15 protein-coding genes are annotated in these 16,521 nt (G+C 63.4%); 9 read left to right on the forward strand and 6 right to left on the reverse strand.

Annotation, left to right across the window (positions count from 1 at the left end):
• Window positions 1–19 precede the first annotated feature (19 nt).
• The 6 genes from LPW39_RS00405 (at window position 20) to LPW39_RS00430 (ending at window position 5,642) form a co-directional block, all read left to right on the forward strand.
• Complete coding sequence (locus LPW39_RS00405; RefSeq protein WP_230770447.1) at window positions 20–805, forward strand: cell division protein FtsQ/DivIB; 786 nt, start codon at window positions 20–22, stop codon at window positions 803–805.
• Between the two features lie 59 nt (window positions 806–864).
• Window positions 865–2,094: a cell division protein FtsA gene (gene ftsA, locus LPW39_RS00410; RefSeq protein WP_230770449.1), complete on the forward strand. Its 1,230-nt coding sequence runs from the start codon at window positions 865–867 to the stop codon at window positions 2,092–2,094.
• A gap of 165 nt (window positions 2,095–2,259) precedes the next feature.
• Complete coding sequence (gene ftsZ / locus LPW39_RS00415) at window positions 2,260–3,507, forward strand: cell division protein FtsZ (RefSeq protein WP_021026171.1); 1,248 nt, start codon at window positions 2,260–2,262, stop codon at window positions 3,505–3,507.
• Window positions 3,508–3,784: 277 nt separating this feature from the next.
• Window positions 3,785–4,708 carry a UDP-3-O-acyl-N-acetylglucosamine deacetylase gene (gene lpxC, locus LPW39_RS00420; protein ID WP_133856956.1) on the forward strand — a complete coding sequence of 308 codons (924 nt, stop codon included), beginning with the start codon at window positions 3,785–3,787 and terminating at the stop codon, window positions 4,706–4,708.
• A 14-nt stretch (window positions 4,709–4,722) separates the two neighbouring features.
• The gene (locus LPW39_RS00425) at window positions 4,723–4,899 is read left to right on the forward strand and encodes a hypothetical protein (protein ID WP_021026173.1); all 177 of its coding nucleotides are present in this window, start codon (window positions 4,723–4,725) and stop codon (window positions 4,897–4,899) included.
• A gap of 257 nt (window positions 4,900–5,156) precedes the next feature.
• Complete coding sequence (locus tag LPW39_RS00430) at window positions 5,157–5,642, forward strand: RcnB family protein (RefSeq protein WP_230770450.1); 486 nt, start codon at window positions 5,157–5,159, stop codon at window positions 5,640–5,642.
• A 259-nt stretch (window positions 5,643–5,901) separates the two neighbouring features.
• Here the strand turns inward: LPW39_RS00430 and ruvC are convergent, their stop codons facing one another.
• The 6 genes from ruvC to LPW39_RS00460 form a co-directional block, all read right to left on the reverse strand.
• Entirely contained in the window at window positions 5,902–6,450 is a 549-nt protein-coding gene (ruvC, locus tag LPW39_RS00435) for a crossover junction endodeoxyribonuclease RuvC (RefSeq protein WP_230770451.1), read from the reverse strand.
• Between the two features lie 33 nt (window positions 6,451–6,483).
• Window positions 6,484–7,272: a transglycosylase domain-containing protein gene (locus LPW39_RS00440; protein WP_230770452.1), complete on the reverse strand. Its 789-nt coding sequence runs from the start codon at window positions 7,270–7,272 to the stop codon at window positions 6,484–6,486.
• Window positions 7,273–7,319: 47 nt separating this feature from the next.
• Window positions 7,320–8,165, reverse strand: coding sequence for a shikimate dehydrogenase (aroE, locus tag LPW39_RS00445; RefSeq protein WP_230770454.1), 846 nt, complete (start codon window positions 8,163–8,165; stop codon window positions 7,320–7,322).
• Between the two features lie 134 nt (window positions 8,166–8,299).
• A complete protein-coding gene (locus tag LPW39_RS00450) occupies window positions 8,300–9,172 on the reverse strand; it encodes an energy transducer TonB (protein WP_133856951.1) in 873 nt (290 codons plus the stop codon).
• 9 nt (window positions 9,173–9,181) lie between these two features.
• On the reverse strand, window positions 9,182–11,248 hold the full coding sequence (locus tag LPW39_RS00455) for a ribonuclease catalytic domain-containing protein (RefSeq protein ID WP_230770455.1): 2,067 nt from the start codon (window positions 11,246–11,248) through the stop codon (window positions 9,182–9,184).
• Between the two features lie 104 nt (window positions 11,249–11,352).
• Window positions 11,353–11,943 (reverse strand): YqiA/YcfP family alpha/beta fold hydrolase, encoded by a 591-nt coding sequence (locus LPW39_RS00460; RefSeq protein WP_230770456.1) that lies wholly within the window; start codon window positions 11,941–11,943, stop codon window positions 11,353–11,355.
• 151 nt (window positions 11,944–12,094) lie between these two features.
• On the opposite strand from LPW39_RS00460, the gene rodA reads away from it, so the two are divergent.
• From rodA to LPW39_RS00475, 3 genes are all read left to right on the forward strand, one after another.
• Complete coding sequence (gene rodA, locus LPW39_RS00465; protein WP_230770457.1) at window positions 12,095–13,267, forward strand: rod shape-determining protein RodA; 1,173 nt, start codon at window positions 12,095–12,097, stop codon at window positions 13,265–13,267.
• Window positions 13,268–13,413: 146 nt separating this feature from the next.
• Window positions 13,414–14,904, forward strand: a complete 1,491-nt coding sequence (tldD, locus tag LPW39_RS00470; protein WP_133856947.1) for a metalloprotease TldD — start codon at window positions 13,414–13,416, stop codon at window positions 14,902–14,904.
• Window positions 14,905–15,327: 423 nt separating this feature from the next.
• Entirely contained in the window at window positions 15,328–16,482 is a 1,155-nt protein-coding gene (locus tag LPW39_RS00475) for a 3-deoxy-7-phosphoheptulonate synthase (protein ID WP_230770458.1), read from the forward strand.
• Window positions 16,483–16,521: the final 39 nt, after the last annotated feature.

A 16,521-nucleotide genomic window follows, 5' to 3' on the forward strand; every position in this document is an offset into this window, starting at 1 on the left:
GCGATCCATGGAGCAGACCATGCCAGTCCCCTTCGACGTCAAGCTGATGAACATGCTGGCCACGGCATTGTTCCTCGGCTGTGGCGCGTTGCTGGTGCTGGCAGGGGTGCGCTGGGCCATCCACCATCCGGCGCTGAGCATTGCACGCATCGTGGTGCAGGGCGAGATGGAGCACAACAGCGCGGTGTCGCTGCAGGCCAATGTGATGCCGTCCTTGAAGGGCAATTTCTTCACGATGGACCTGGATGAGACACGCCGCATCTTCGAGCAGGCGCCCTGGGTGCGCCAGGCGCGGATCAAGCGCGAGTTTCCGAGCACCTTGGCAGTGACGATCACCGAGCAGGACGCGGCCGCGATCTGGGGCGCCGAAGGCGAGTCCCGCCTGCTCAACAGCGAAGGCCTGATGTTCGAAGGCGATTCCACCGACCCGGATCTGCTGCATCTGCCGCACCTGTCGGGCCCGGCCGGGCGCTCGCAAGAGGTGCTGGCCATGTTCCGTGCGCTCGCGCCGATCTACGCCAAGCTGGACAACGCGCTGGTGGCGCTGGCCGAGTCGAACAGCGGCAGCTGGAAGGCCACCTTGCAGTCCGGCGCGGTCATCGAGATGGGCCAGGGCCGGGAGGAGGTACTGAGCGAGCGGGTACGTAAATTTGTTGAATCTTTGCCTGAAGTCACCGGTACCTACAGACGCAGCGTGGCATCGCTGACGTCGGCAGATCTGCGCCACGCCGGGGGCTACGCGGTCCGCATGCAGGGGGTGACCACGGGCACCTCGGCATCGGGCCGGGCAGCAGTCAAAAAATAAAACACAGAGATGCGAAACATGAACCATACCAATCACTTGATCAGCGAGGGCTACTGACTATGGCGCGAGATAGCAAAGACGTGGTAGTCGGCCTGGACATCGGCACCGCCAAGATCATGGTGGTGGTGGCCGAGGTGCTGGGCAATGGCGAACTCAAGCTGGCAGGCCTGGGCGTGGCCCCCAGCAATGGGCTCAAGCGCGGTGTGGTGGTGAATATCGATGCCACGGTGCAGAGCATCCAGCAGGCGCTCAAGGAGGCCGAATTGATGGCCGACCTGAACATCCAGCGGGTCTACACCGGCATCACCGGCAGCCATATCCGCGGCATCAATTCCAGCGGCATGGTGGCCGTCAAGGACAAGGAAGTCTCGGCTGCCGATGTGGCACGCGTGCTGGACACTGCCAAGGCGATCAACATCCCGTCGGACCAGCGCCTGCTGCTGGTCGAGCCGCAGGAGTTTGCGATCGACGGCCAGGATGTGCGCGAGCCTATCGGCATGAGCGGCCTGCGCCTGGAGTCCAAGATCCACATCGTGACCGGTGCGCAAAGCGCAGCCGAGAACATCATCAAATGCGTGCGCCGCTGCGGCCTTGAGGTGGAGCAGCTGCTGCTCAACCCGCTGGCCTCCAGCCAGGCGGTGCTGACCGATGACGAGCGCGAGCTGGGTGTGGCCGTGGTCGATATCGGCGCGGGCACCACCGATGTGTCGATCTTCACCGGTGGCGCGATCCGCCATACGGCGGTGATCCCGATTGCCGGTGACCTGATCACCAGCGACATCGCGATGGCGCTGCGCACGCCGACCAAGGACGCCGAGGACATCAAGGTCGAGAGCGGCTGCGCCAAGCAGCTGCTGGCCGATCCCGATACGCAGGTGGATGTGCCCGGTCTGGGTGACCGGGGCCCGCGCCTGTTGAGCAAGCAGGCGCTGGCCGGCGTGATCGAGCCGCGCGTCGAAGAAATTTTCTCGCTGGTGCAGCAAGTCATCCGCGAGTCTGGTTATGAGGAGGTGCTGTCGTCGGGCATTGTGCTCACCGGCGGCAGCGCGGTGATGCCGGGCATGGTCGAGCTGGGGGAAGACATCTTCCTCAAGCCCGTGCGGCGCGGCATTCCCAAGTATTCCGGCACCCTGGCCGAGATGGTCGCGCAGCCCCGTGCCGCCACCGTCATGGGCCTGCTGGAAGAGGCCCGCATGGCCCGCATGCGTGGCTACAAGGTGGCCCAGAAGTCCGGTTCGGTGAAATCGGCATTTGGGCGTTTGAAGGACTTTATTGTGGGGAACTTTTAACCATGCATGACACCACTTGTTGGCTGGCGCAAAGCAGCCCTTCAAGGCTCAAAGGGTATGACCCTTGGAGACCTAAAGGGCCACCAAGCAACCAATGTTCATTAAAGAGTGAATTATTCGTAACCCATTTTTCTCATGTTGACGCGAGAGCGAGAGGAGCAGGCAATGACCATCGAAATGTATGAAGGCAACACATTCAACCAAGGCACCCAGATCAAGGTGATCGGCGTCGGTGGCGGTGGTGGCAACGCGGTCGAGCACATGATCGCCAACAGCGTGCAAGGTGTCGAATTCATTTCGGCCAACACCGATGCGCAAGCGCTGGAGCGTTGCCATGCCCACCGCGTGATCCAGCTGGGTGAAACCGGTCTGGGCGCGGGCAGCAAGCCTGAGAACGGCCGCGAGGCTGCCGAATCCGCGATCGAAGACATCCGCGCTGCGATCGTGGGCTCGCACATGCTGTTCATCACCGCAGGCATGGGTGGTGGCACCGGCACTGGCGCTGCCCCTGTCATCGCACGCGTGGCCAAGGAGATGGGCATCCTGACCGTGGGCGTGGTGACCAAGCCTTTCGAATGGGAAGGCAAGCGCCGCATGTCCAACGCCGACGGCGGTCTGAGCGAGCTCGAGGCCAATGTCGACTCGCTGATCGTGGTGCTCAACGAAAAGCTGCTTGATGTGCTGGGCGATGACATCACCCAGGACCAGGCCTTTGCCCATGCCAACGATGTGCTGAAGAACGCCGTGGGCGGCATCTCCGAGATCATCAACGACCACGGCTATATCAACGTCGACTTTGCCGACGTGAAGACCGTGATGAGCGAGCCAGGCAAGGCGATGATGGGTACGGCAACGGCCAGCGGCCCGGACCGTGCACGCATCGCTGCGGAACAAGCCGTCGCTTGCCCGCTGCTGGAAGGCATCGATCTGTCGGGCGCCAAGGGCATCCTGGTGCTGGTGACCGCGACCAAGGGCAGCCTGAAGCTGGCCGAATCGCGCCAGGCCATGAGCACCATCAATGCCTACGCCTCGCCAGAGTCGCATGTCATCTTCGGCGCGGCCTATGACGAGACCCTGGGCGACGAAATCCGCGTGACCGTGCTGGCCACCGGCCTGTCCCGTCCCGTGGCCAAGCGCCAGCCGATCTCGGTCATCCAGGGCAGCGCGGGTCTGCGTACCGGTACCGACGACATCGCCTACACGCCCCAGTCGGTCAACAGCCCCGTCTCGGGCCTGGGTGTGCAAAATGCGGTGCCCATGGGCAATGCCTTTGCCAACGACTTTGCCGACAAGAAGACCCCATCGGTCTGGCGCACGGGCCGCAATGCGGCTTCGGCCCGCGTCGATGCAATGTCTTCGAGCGGCATGGAAGACCTGGAGATCCCCGCCTTCCTGCGCAAGCAGGCTGACTGATCGCCTTGCGGGGCTCTCGCAAAAGCCGGTCCAGATGGTGAGATGGACCCGGCTTTGAATACAACGCGCTGAAACCTTTCGGGGGTTCAGCGCGTTGTTGTTAGAGGGCTGCGTGGTTGTTCGCTGTCCTGTCGCCCGCCGGTGCAGCCACTGCGCCGTCGGCTTTGTGCACAGATTGGCCGACAAGGCAAGTGCTTGTCCTACAAGGCTTGCGCTATCTGGGTGATTGGCATTTTTGCGCGTCCCAAGCGGGCGTACGGCGTAAAATCAACAAGTTATGCTCCAGCAACGAACCATCAAGTCTTTAACCCGTGCCGTGGGCGTGGGTCTGCACAGCGGCCAGCGGGTCGAGCTCACCTTGCGCCCTGCACAGCCCAACACCGGCATTGTGTTTCGCCGGGTGGATCTGCCCGAGCCGGTGGATATCCCCGTCAACGCCGAAGCCGTGGTGGACACCCGCATGGCCTCGACCCTGGGCAAGGGCGATGTGCGCATCCATACGGTGGAGCATGTGATGTCGGCCTGCGCCGGCCTGGGCATCGACAACCTCTATATCGATGTGACGGCCGAGGAGATCCCGATCCTCGACGGTTCGTCCGCCTCCTTTGTGTTTTTGCTGCAAAGCGCTGGCATTGAGCTGCAAAACGCGCCCAAGCGCTTCTTGCGCCTGACCAAGCCGGTCGAAATCCGCCAGGGGGAAGGCGCTGCCGAAAAATGGGCGCGCCTGGATCCCTACCATGGCTACAAGCTGCGCTTCGAGATCGACTTCTCGCACCCGGCGGTGGATTCCACCGGCCAGACCTTTGAGTTCGACCTGGGTATCGGCAACTACAGCCGCGATATCGCCCGCGCCCGCACCTTTGGTTTTACCAAGGATGTGGAAATGCTGCGCTCCAACGGCTTGGCGCTGGGTGGTGGCCTGGACAATGCCATCGTGATGGACGACTACAAGGTGCTCAACAGCGATGGCCTGCGCTATGACGACGAGTTCGTCAAACACAAGATCCTCGATGCCATCGGTGACCTGTACATCGTCGGTTACCCCTTGCTGGCCGCCTACAGCGCCTTCCGCTCGGGCCATGGCCTCAACAACCTGCTGCTGCGCGAGCTGATGCAGCGCCAGGACGCCTGGGACATCGTCACCTTCGACCATGTGCGTGAAGCCCCGCAGGGCTTTGCACAGTCTGCGCTGGCCTGGTAAGGCGGCTGGCCCCGATGCTGCTGTTCCGCTGGATCTTCATGCTGCTGGTGCTGATGGCAGCCCTCAGCTTTTGCTTCTACCTGGGCACGGGCCAGCGCCGCTACCGCCAGTGGTCCCTGCTGCTGGTCAAATGGACCGTGGTTGCGGGCCTGGCCTTCTTTGCGGTGCTCTTTGTGGGCCGCATGGTCTGAGGCCGCAGACGGGTCTTTGGCAGGCCGCCAGGCAGGTAAAGTGCGGTAAACCCAGGCCTGCCCCCGGTATGCTGCGCACCGGTCCGGCCCTCTGTCCATGCGGCTTTTGCGCCGCTTCCCCAACTTTACAAATGACACATGCTGCTGCGCCAAGCCCGCGCTGGGTAAACGGTGGCGCGCCGAAAGGCGTTAAATCTGCATGGGGGCACCTTGCCGCTCGCACCAGCGCACGCTGGTTCATCAGAAAGGATTCCGTCATGAACAACCACCGAAGCCGTATCAGCCGCCTGGCGGGTCTTGGCAGCCTGGCGCTGGCGTTGGCCGGTGCGCTGGCCTTCAGTGCACCTGCGCAGGCACAGCCGGATGGCCGCCATGGTGAGCGCCATTACCAGCGCGATGACCGCCGTGACCATGCCGACCACCGCCGCTGGGAACGCGAAAGGGAGCGTGACCGCCGCTATCGCGAGCAGCAGCGCCGTGAATATCGCCACGATCACCGCCCACCTCCCCGGGTTGTGGTCGTGCCAGACCGGGGCCGAGGCATTGGCCCGCGCAACGACTGGTACCGGGGCGGCTATGTGCCTGCACCTTACCGGGGCTACAACTATGTTGTCGGCGACTGGCGCGGCCACCGTCTCAGCGCGCCACCGCGGGGCTACCAGTGGATCCAGTACGGGGGTGACTACCTGCTTATCGCCATTGGCAGCGGGTTGATCGCCAATATTGTCATCAATGGTTATTGACGCGCTGTGAAGTCGCGATAATTGAGGGTTTGCATGGTGCCATACCGAACCTTTGTATGGCGCCACGCTCCAAAGCTTACTTTGGTGGTTGCACCTTATGCCGAGCGCTGCTTCACGGAGCGCACGGATCCACGCATAAGGAGCCTGTAGCCGGCCAGACCTGTGCACGCTAGCGATGCACAGGTTTTTTTTTGCCTGCGCGCTGCAGGTGGTGGTGCACCAGGCGACAGTGGCCCGGCCCGGGCGGGTTCGTGCAGGCCTAGTAGCTGCGCCCGGCCTTGTACATGGCGTGCTGGCGGCGTTGCAAAGGGCTGGCCTCGGCCACGCGCGCCATCGCCAGGCCGGCATGGGCGTGGGTGATGGCCAGGCCCAGCGCATCGGCCGCATCGGTGCCGGGCAGGCCGGGCAGCTGCAGCAGGCGGCGCACCATCTCCTGGATCTGGTTCTTGGCGGCACGGCCATGGCCGACCACGGCCTTTTTCATCTGCAGCGCGGTGTACTCGGCGACTGGCAGGTTTTGCGACACCAGCGCCGTCAGCGCGCAACCCCGGGCCTGGCCCAGCAGCAGGGTCGATTGCGGGTTGACGTTGACGAACACGATTTCCACCGAGGCCATGTCGGGCTGGTAGCGCTGGCTGACTTCGCAGATGCCGTCAAAGATCATCTTCAAGCGGCCGGGCAGGTCGCCCAGGTTCAGCGTGGTGGTGCGGATGGTGCCGCTGGCCACATAGGACAGGCGCTGGCCATCGACGTCGATGACGCCAAAGCCGGTGGTCTGCAGGCCAGGATCGATACCAAGGATTCTCATGCGGTTCAAAAGGGGTAGCGCAGGGGACGCCGGTCAGGGGAGCTCAGCATAGCGCATGCGTGCCGCGATGGTCGCGGTGCGGCGGTTCAGGTAGGCGGAGTTGGGGTTCTTGTCGGCGCCCTTGGGGTTGGGCAGCATGACGGCCAGGCGCGCTGCCTCATACGCGCTCAGCTGGGCGGCCGATTTGCCAAAGTAGCGCTGCGCGGCGGCTTCGGCGCCAAAGATGCCATCGCCCCATTCGGCATGGTTCAGGTACAGCTCCAGAATGCGCTGTTTGCTCAACAGGAACTCCAGGGTATAGGTCAGCAGCAGCTCCTGGCCTTTGCGCAGCAGGCTGCGCTCTGACGACAGCAGCAGGTTCTTGGCCAGCTGCTGGGTGATGGTGGAGCCGCCCATGATCCGGACCGGCGGGCCGGCTTGCACCGAGCTGGGGTCAAAAGCCTCGCCACGCCGTTCGGCCTGGGCCTGGGCACGCGCCACGGCTTTTTCCTGGCGCTGCTCGGCGCGCTCCATGGCCTTGGCATTGCGCGCGCGGGCCTTTTCAATCGCATCCCAGAGCACGCCATCGTGGTTGACAAAATCGTCGTCCTCGGAGGCGATCACCGCGCGCTGCAGGTTCTCCGATATCTGCGACAAGGGCCGCCATTGCTGGCGCCAGTGCAGGCGCCCATCCTGGCGTACCTGGCGCCAGGCTTCGCTGCGCTCGAAAGCGGTGGAGGCCGGGTCCACGCTGGCCATCATCGCGATGCGTGCGATGAAGAACAGCTGCAGCGCAATGCCCAGCAGCAGTGCCCATCCGATCCAGCGCGCAATCGCTTTCATGGATGGGGCCTACCTGGAAGAAAGTGGGTGGGCATCGGCGCTTGCGCTCAGTGGGCGTCCAGTTCGCTGCGCAGCTGCGCCAGCACCGGCTGGGATGGAGGGCGCACACCGCGCCACAGTGCAAAGGCCTCGGCTGCCTGCTCCACCAGCATGCCCAGGCCGTCGCGGCCTTGCGCACCGTGCTGGGCAGCCCACTGCAAAAAGGGCTGGGCAGCGGGGCCGTACATCATGTCGTAGGCCAGCGCGCCAGGGCGCAGCAAGTGACCCGCCACCGGGATGGCGGCGCCTTGCAGGCTGCTGGCAGTGGCATTGATCACCACATCGAAGGGGCCTTCAAGCGCGCCCGCTTTCAGCGCCAGCAATTGGGTGGCCGAGCCCTCGACCAGGTCGGCATGCTGGGCCACCAGCTCCTGGGCCTTGGCATGGGTGCGGTTGCACACCACGAGCAGCGCCGGTGCCTGGGCGATCAGCGGTGCCAGGGCCCCGGCAGCGGCGCCGCCGGCACCCAGCAGCAGCACGCGTTGGCCGGCCAGCGCCACACCGGCATTGCGCACGATGTCGGCCACCAGGCCCAGGCCATCGGTGTTGTCGGCATGAACGCGGCCATCGGCATCCACCACCAGGGTGTTGGCTGCGCCTGCGCGCAGCACGCGGTCGCTGCGGCTGTCGGCCAGGCGTGCGGCGTCCAGCTTGAAGGGCACGGTCACATTCATGCCACGGGTGCCTGTTTGCACCAGCTGGCGCAGGGCCGCGTCAAAACCGTCCAGCGCCACCAGCTCGGCTTCATAGACCAGGGCCTGGCCGGTCAGCTGCGCAAACAGCGTGTGGATGCGGGGGGAGCGGCTGTGGGCAATCGGGTTGCCCATCACGCAATAGCGGTCTGGAAGGGACATGGTGTTACGGGCCTGGGCCATGGCGGCTGCGCAGGGAGGGCGCTGGCCGCGCATCGCAGAAAAAGGGGCATGCGCCTGGCACCTGGTGGCGACGTATCGACGCCTGTCAGGATGCCGTGAAGGCGCCTGCCACTTTACTGCAAATTGGCCGTTTCCAATGTCTGCTCGCGGGTGAAACGAAACTTGGAGACCACGGCAATCTGGTCGGCCTTGGCACGCAGCGCCGGGCCAAAGTGGCCAAAGGGCCCGCTGCTGACGGCAATGGCCTCGGCCCGGCGGTCCAGCTGCTGGTTGCCCGAGCTTTTATAGACCTCGGTGCCCAGCACCCGGCCGTCATGGTTGACGGTCATGATCATCACCAGCTCGCCATAGAGCTTGCGGCCACCGGCTTCGGGGAAGTTGCTGGTGCCCCGGTCCTCGACCTTGCGGCGCAGCTGGTCGTAGTAGATGGCAAACACCTCTTCGCGTGTGGCGGGGCTGATGTAGCGCTTCTTGGGGCGGGCGTTTTCTTCGTGGATGCGCTTTTCGATCTCGGCGAGCATCTTGAGCAGCTGCTTGTGCTTTTCTTCCTGCTCGATCTCGGCCTGCGAGGCGCTGGCCTTGCGCGTATCGGGCGGCTGGTACTGGGCCAGCTGGTTGCGCAGGTCAGCCAGCAGCTGCATCTGCTGGGCCTGCATGGCATCGAGCTGGCGCTGGCGCTCTTCAAAGTCATCCCCCATGTTGGTGATGGCTGAGTAGGGCAAGGGGCTGGTGGCGCGCTCCTGGCTGTTGGCCGATTCGCCGCCGCCGGCCAGATTGGCCTGGGCGACGGCCTGGGCCTTGTCAGGCGGCGCGTCATTGGACTTGGCGTTGACCAGAATCACTTCGAGCGGGGTGTCCTCGAACACCCGGTCAAAGGCCTGGGGGTCGACAAAGCGGATGCTCAAGATGGCAGCGTGCACCAGCACAGACACAGCCAGCGCCAGTTGCAGCGTGGACAGGGATCGAAGAAATTGGAAAAACTTCACGGTTCCGGGTTAATCGGTTTTTGTGGTCGCCGCGTCCTCACCGTCGCTCACGTCCACCGCGATTGCGATGGGCCCGGCCACAGCCTCCTCCTCATCTTCTGGCGACTCTGTCTCGGCCTGGTTGGCCTGTTCGTCGTCCAGTCTCTCCAGCACGGTTCCGGTCACATCCAGCGTGATCTCGTCGATCTCGCCAAGCTTGACCCGGACCTGGGCACCACGCGGCAGACTCTGCGCGCCCAGCACGGGAAACACCAATGGTAGTTCATCTGCACGCACCAGCATGCTGCCTGCCGGGCCTTCCTTCATAACTGTTGCAGTGAGGTCACTGATGTGGTTCTGGGCCAGGTACTTCAGGGTCCAGTAGCGTTCCATGCCGGCCTGGTAGCCGTTGTAAGCGCTGTAGGCAGCATCGAACCCGCTGATGATGGAGAACAGCTCCGCATCCTTGGGCTTGAATGGGGCGACCAGCGCGGCCGTGGCGCCGTGGCGCGCGCAGGCGATGATCTGCCACTGGTTGACCAGGTCGGTATAGCGGCGCAGCGGCGAGGTGGCCCAGACATAGCTTTTGACGCCGATGCCGGCGTGCGGCAAGGCCTTGGTGGACATGCGCACCTTGATGCCGGGTGCCAGGCTGGCCTGGCTGCGGTAGATGCCGGGCACGCCATAGTCGGCCAGCAACTGGCCCCAGCTGCTGTTGGCGACGATGGCCGCCTCGGCCACGATCAGATCGAGCGGCGCGCCGCGCTTGCGCACGGAGATCTGCACGGTCTCGCTGCCGTTGGGTACCTGGTCGCCATTGCCTTGCAGGCGGAAGTTGTAGTCCGGGCGGTTGAAGTTCTCGGGCTTGCCGCGCACCACTTCGCGGCCGGCCTTGAGGTGGCGCGAGAGGCGGTAGAGAAAGCTCAGCTCGTCGCGCTTGTCCAGCAGCGGCTGGGGCGTGTCTTCGACCTGCAGCGCTGGATCGCTCAGCCAGGCTTCGGTGGCGATGTGGTCGAGCTTGTCGTAGCGGAAGTTGGTGACGACGGGCACGCGCTCCAGGCGCGTTTCCTTGTGCAGCACTTCCAGCGTTGCTTCGTCATAGGTGACGTAGAGCGACACCGCCGGATTCGCGCGGCCCTCATCCAGGGTGTAGATCTGCACGACTTCGTCGGGCAGCATCGTGACCTTGTAGCCCGGCATGTAGACGGTGGAATAGCGGCTGCGGCCCAGGTGGTCGAGCGCCGAGCCGGGCTCGATCGCCAGACCGGGCGCGGCAATGTGCACGCCGACAATCACCTGGCCAGAGCCCAGGCCCTGCACCGACAGCGCATCGTCGATTTCGGTGGTGGCCGAATCGTCGATGGAGTAAGCCTCCACCGTGGCCAGCGGCAGATCACCAGGCGGCAGCGGCGCGGTGACGGCCGGGAAGCCTGTGCCCTTGGGGAAGTTGTCAAACAGAAAGCGCTGCCAGTGGAACTGGTAGGACGAGTCGATGGCGCCGGCCTTTTGCAGCAGGGCCAGCGGTGCCAGCTGCGCCTTGCGGCTGGCCTCGACCACGGCTTTGTATTCGGGGGCGTTCTTGTCCGGGCGGAACAGGATCTTGTAGAGCTGCTGCTGCACCGGCGCGGGGCATTGCCCATTGACGAGCTCGGCGGCCCAGCCGTCGATCTGCGCCTGGAGCTGGGCCTTTTTCTCGATGGCGGCCAGCGCCTGCTGCACGATCTCGGCCGGGGCCTTCTTGAAGCGGCCCTTGCCGGCGCGGCGGAAGTAGTGCGGTGCCTCAAACAATTTGAAGAGCGCGGCCACCTGTTCGGTGATCGAGGCGTTCTCGGAGAAGTAGTCGCGTGCCAGGTCGGCAAAGCCAAACTCCTGCTCGGGCGCAAACTCCCAGGCGAGCTGGGGGTCGATGTCGTCCGACAGGGCTTGCGCCTGTGCGATCAGCTCCGCAGGCGTGGGCTTGTCAAATTTGAGAAGCATGTTCGCTGCTTTGACTTTGACCCGTTTCCCGGAGTCCAATTCAATTTGCGCGGAACTTTCAGCTTCGGAGAGGATACGGCCGGCCAGAAATTTGCCAGCGTCGTCAAACAGTGCATACATAGCCGCGCATTTTCCCACGCTGGATGGTGCCGGGGCGCGGCCGCAGGGTTTTTTGCGTGGGGGTTCTGGCGGGCCCACTGCAGGCAGGCCCGCCAGCGCTGGTTTTACCAGCCCAGAAACTTGTCGATCTGCGGCAGATAGTTCTCGAAGTTCGACAGCGCATGGTCACTGCCCTCGTCCAGCAGCAGCTGGGCGGCAGGGTAGCGCGCGACCATGTCCTGCCAGTGCAGCACCTCGTCGCCCATGGCGGCAATCAGCAGCTGCGGCGCGGCAGGGGGTTGGCCGTTGACGTTCAGCGCCTGCAGCTCTTCCAGGTACTCCGGGCGGAAGAAGAAGGATTCCTCGGGGTTGTGCCAGGCCGTCTGCTCGCCCAGGTGCTGCTCCAGGGTGACCCAGGGGGTTGTCGAGGGATTGATCATCACGCTCTTGCAGCGCAGCTGTTGGGCCACCCAGCTGGCGTAGAAGCCGCCTAGTGACGAGCCGACCACGGCCACACTCTCGGGCGGCAGGCCGGCCCAACTGCGGGTGGTTTGCAGCAGCAGATCGGCCGCTTGCCGGGGCGAGGCGGGCAGTTGTGGCGCGGACCATACGACATGCGAACGGGTGTCTTCAATATGGCGCTGCAGGCGCTGGGCCTTGGCAGATTGCGGGGAGGAGCGAAAGCCGTGGAGGTAAAGCAAGTGGGTGGTCGTCATGCACAAATGATAGCGCCCAGGCGGCCACGGCTAAGGCGTTGACAACCTTAGTTGTTTTGTTGAATTAATTTGGCCCGGGTGACACATGTAAAACCGGTCTTTACCGCTGGCGCTGGCGGGCGTTCTGTGCCAAGCAGGGATAATGGCGGCCATGTCCGAAGTTCTTGATAAACCGAATCTGTTCCAGCGTCTGATGCCGATGCTGCGCGGTTATGACTGGCCACTGATTTTCATTATTGGCATGCTGGCCGCCATCGGACTGACGGCCATGTATTCCGCCGGATTCGACCACGGCACCCGTTTTTCTGACCATGGCCGCAACATGCTGCTGGCGCTGGGCATCTTGCTGGTGGTCTCCCAGATTCCGCCGCACCGGCTGGCCAGTTTTGCGTTGCCTTTGTATGGTCTGGGCGTTGCGTTGCTGATTGCCGTTGCCCTGTTTGGCATCACCAAGAAGGGCGCGCAGCGCTGGGTGAACCTGGGCATCGTCATCCAGCCCAGTGAGCTGCTGAAGATTGCGATGCCGCTGATGCTGGCCTGGTGGTTCCAGCGGCGCGAAGGAGCGTTGCGATCAGCGGATTTTGTGGTGGCGTTTGCGATTCTGATTATTCCGGTCGGCCTGATCATGAAACAGCCGGATCTGGGTACGTCGCTTCTGGTGATGGCCGCCGGCCTGGCGGTGATCTATTTTGCCGGCCTCTCCTGGAAGCTGATCATCCCGCCGGTGCTGATTGGCGCCATCGGGTTGCTGCTGATCGCCATCTATGGCCACCACCTCTGCGAAGACGGCATGGACCTGGTGGTGCTGCATGAATACCAGCGCCAGCGCGTCTGCACCTTGCTCGACCCGACCCGCGATCCGCTGGGCAAGGGCTTTCACATCATCCAGGGGATGATCGCCATTGGCTCGGGCGGCTTGATGGGCAAGGGCTTCATGGCGGGCACGCAGACCCACCTGGAGTTCATCCCCGAGCGCACCACCGACTTTATCTTTGCCGCGTTTTCCGAAGAGTTTGGCCTGGCCGGCAATCTGCTGCTGATCTTTTTCTTTCTGCTGCTGGTCTGGCGCGGCCTGGCCATTGCAATGCGCGCGCCGACCTTGTTTGGCCGCCTGATGGCCGGTGCGGTGGCAATGATCTTTTTCACCTATGCCTTCGTCAACATGGGCATGGTCAGCGGCATTCTGCCCGTGGTGGGCGTGCCCTTGCCCTTTGTCAGCTACGGGGGGACGGCCATGGTCACCCTGGGGCTGGCGCTGGGGATTTTGATGTCGGTCGCCCGATCGCAGCGCCAGCTGGCGCGGGAGCAGGCGCCGCGGCTGTGAGCCCCATTGGGGCGGGCTGGCAGGGGTCCGGCCATTGAAAACACTCCCGCCAGCCACAGATACGCAATAGGTCGCGGCGGGTTTGCTGGCCGCCGCAAATCAACGCATGTGCCCACGGCCATTGCGCAAGCCCTAAAATCGCCTCTATGAATGCACCTTTTGACCTTGCTGTGGCCAAGCCGCTGGCGGCTTCTACCGAACAACGACTGGATATAGCGCGCAGCCTGCTGCTGACGCCATTTGGTCTGGATGACAGCCATCTGGCGCGCGCGCTGGCGGATATCCGCGCCCACAAGGTGGACGATGCAGACCTCTACTTCCAGTACACCCGGGCCGAAGGCTGGAGTCTAGAAGAGGGCATCGTCAAGACCGGCTCCTTCTCGATCGACCAGGGCGTGGGGGTGCGTGCCGTCGCCGGGGAGAAGACAGCCTTTGCCTATTCGGATGACATCTCGCTGGCATCGCTGCTGGATGCCGCACACACGGTGCGCAGCATTGGCGCACAAAGCCAGTCGCGCCAGGTGCGGGTGCCGAGCAAGAAGATTGCGCTGAGCCGCTCGCTCTACCCTGATCTCGACCCGATCTCCACCCTCGACAGCACCGCCAAGGTGGCCTTGCTGGAAAAGGTTGAAAAGCTGGCCCGTGCCAAGGATCCGCGCGTCAAGCAGGTGATGGCCGGCCTGGCTGCCGAGCATGATGTGGTGCTGGTCGCCCGTGCCGATGGCACCCTGGCGGCCGATGTGCGCCCGCTGGTGCGCCTGTCGGTCACGGTGATTGCCGAGAGCAAGAGCCGCCGCGAAGTGGGCTCGGCTGGCGGCGGTGGCCGTTTCGGTCTGGCTTATTTTGACGATGAGCTGGTGCAGCAGTATGTGGACGAAGCCGTCAAGGCGGCCTTGGTCAACCTGGAATCGCGCCCTGCGCCTGCCGGCGTGATGACCGTGGTTCTGGGCCCCGGCTGGCCCGGCGTGTTGCTGCATGAAGCGGTAGGCCATGGCCTGGAGGGCGACTTCAACCGCAAGGGCTCGAGTGCCTTCAGCGGCATGATCGGCCAGCGCGTCGCCGCCAAGGGCGTGACGGTGCTGGACGATGGCACCATCGCCGACCGCCGTGGCTCGCTCAACGTGGACGACGAGGGCCAGCCGACCCAGCGCAATGTGCTGATCGAGGATGGCATCTTGAAGGGCTATATCCAGGATGCAATGAATGCGCGCCTGATGAAGGTCAAGCCTACCGGCAATGGCCGCCGCGAGAGCTATGCCCACATCCCCATGCCGCGCATGACCAACACCTACATGCTGGGTGGCGACAAGGATCCGCAGGAAATCATCGCCTCGATGCAAAAGGGCTTGTATGCGACCAATTTTGGTGGCGGCCAGGTTGACATCACCAGCGGCAAGTTTGTGTTCTCGGCCAGCGAAGCCTATTGGGTCGAGAACGGCAAGATCCAGTACCCCGTCAAGGGCGCTACCATTGTGGGCAGCGGCCCCGAGTGCCTCAAGCATGTCAGCATGATCGGCAACGACATGCGCCTGGACAGCGGCGTGGGCACTTGCGGCAAGGAAGGCCAGAGCGTGCCAGTGGGTGTGGGCCAGCCGACCATGCGTATCGATGGTTTGACGGTGGGCGGAACCGCCTGAGCTTCCCAAATAGCCGCTGCTTAGGCGGCGGCTAAAAGCCGGAATCAACTCAACGCCTGCGCGGTTTCTGCCGCGCAGGCGTTTGTTTTTGACATATTTCCGTGGTGTGCCTTTGTCGGTTACGCAGTAAAACTGTGTATGGAAGCAAATTAGCAAAGCAATGATGTGATTTCAACTTTGAAATATTGTTTTTTGCAATTTTTGTGCGTTTTGTACAAAATGATGAATTCCGCCGCTTGCGGATGTGGTACATTGAAAAACATGCAAGCACGTAGCGCTTTTACCTTTTACTTTTGGTTCTCTGTCCCAGGCGGACGAGAGGTCTAAGAGCGCGCGAGCACCTAAACCTCCAGACAACCGCCGAAGCTGAAAAGCCCGGCGGTTTTTTGTTGCATGAACCACCCACACATTCAGGATCCTCAGATGACTCAGCTAGCCCAACCCACAAGCGATGCTTGGTATCGCGGTGTCGAGAAAACAAGCCAAACCGACGACCAACGTATCAAGGACATTACTGTGCTGCCGCCACCCGAGCATCTGATTCGCTTCTTCCCCATCAACGGAACACCCGTTGAATCGCTGATCAGCAACACCCGCCAAAACATCCACAACATCATGTCCGGCAAGGATGACCGCCTGCTGGTCATCATCGGCCCCTGCTCGATCCATGATCCGCAAGCTGCGCTGGAATACGCCCGCCGCCTCAAGGCCGTGCGCAAGCAGTACGAGGGCACTTTGGAGATCGTCATGCGGGTCTACTTCGAAAAGCCCCGCACGACGGTGGGCTGGAAGGGTCTGATCAACGACCCCTACCTCGACGAGAGCTACCGCATCGACGAAGGCCTGCGCATTGCGCGCCAGCTGCTGATCGAGATCAACCGCCAGGGCGTGCCGGCCGGCAGCGAGTTCCTGGACATGATCTCGCCCCAGTACATTGGCGACCTGATCAGCTGGGGCGCGATTGGCGCGCGCACCACCGAAAGCCAGGTGCACCGCGAGCTGGCCTCGGGCATCTCGGCACCGGTGGGTTTCAAGAATGGCACCGATGGCAATATCCGCATCGCCACCGATGCGATCCAGTCGGCCAGCCGCCCGCACCACTTCCTGTCGGTGCACAAGAACGGCCAGGTCGCCATCGTGCACACCAAGGGCAATACCAACTGCCACGTGATCCTGCGCGGCGGTAAGACGCCCAACTACGACGCCGTCCATGTGGCCGCCGCCTGCAAGGACCTGGAGGCCGCGCACCTGCCCGCCACCTTGATGGTGGACTGCAGCCATGCCAACAGCAGCAAGCAGCACGAGAAGCAAAAAGAGGTGGCGCGCGATATCGCGCAGCAAATCGAAGGCGGCTCGCGCAGTGTCTTCGGTGTGATGATCGAGAGCCACCTGCAAGCCGGTGCGCAGAAGTTCACCCCGGGCAAGAATGATCCGGACAGCCTGGAATACGGCAAGAGCATCACCGATGCCTGCCTGGGCTGGGAGGATTCGCTGGAGACCTTGGCTGAGCTGTCCGAAGCGGTGCAGGCCCGCCGCGTGCGCGCAAACACCGAGGAGCGCGCCGCTGCAACGGTGTAAGCTGGCGGCTTTGGGGCGGCGGCCGTCCGCCCCGTTTGC

The organism is Comamonas koreensis (assembly GCF_021026195.1).
GTDB lineage: Bacteria > Pseudomonadota > Gammaproteobacteria > Burkholderiales > Burkholderiaceae_C > Comamonas > Comamonas koreensis.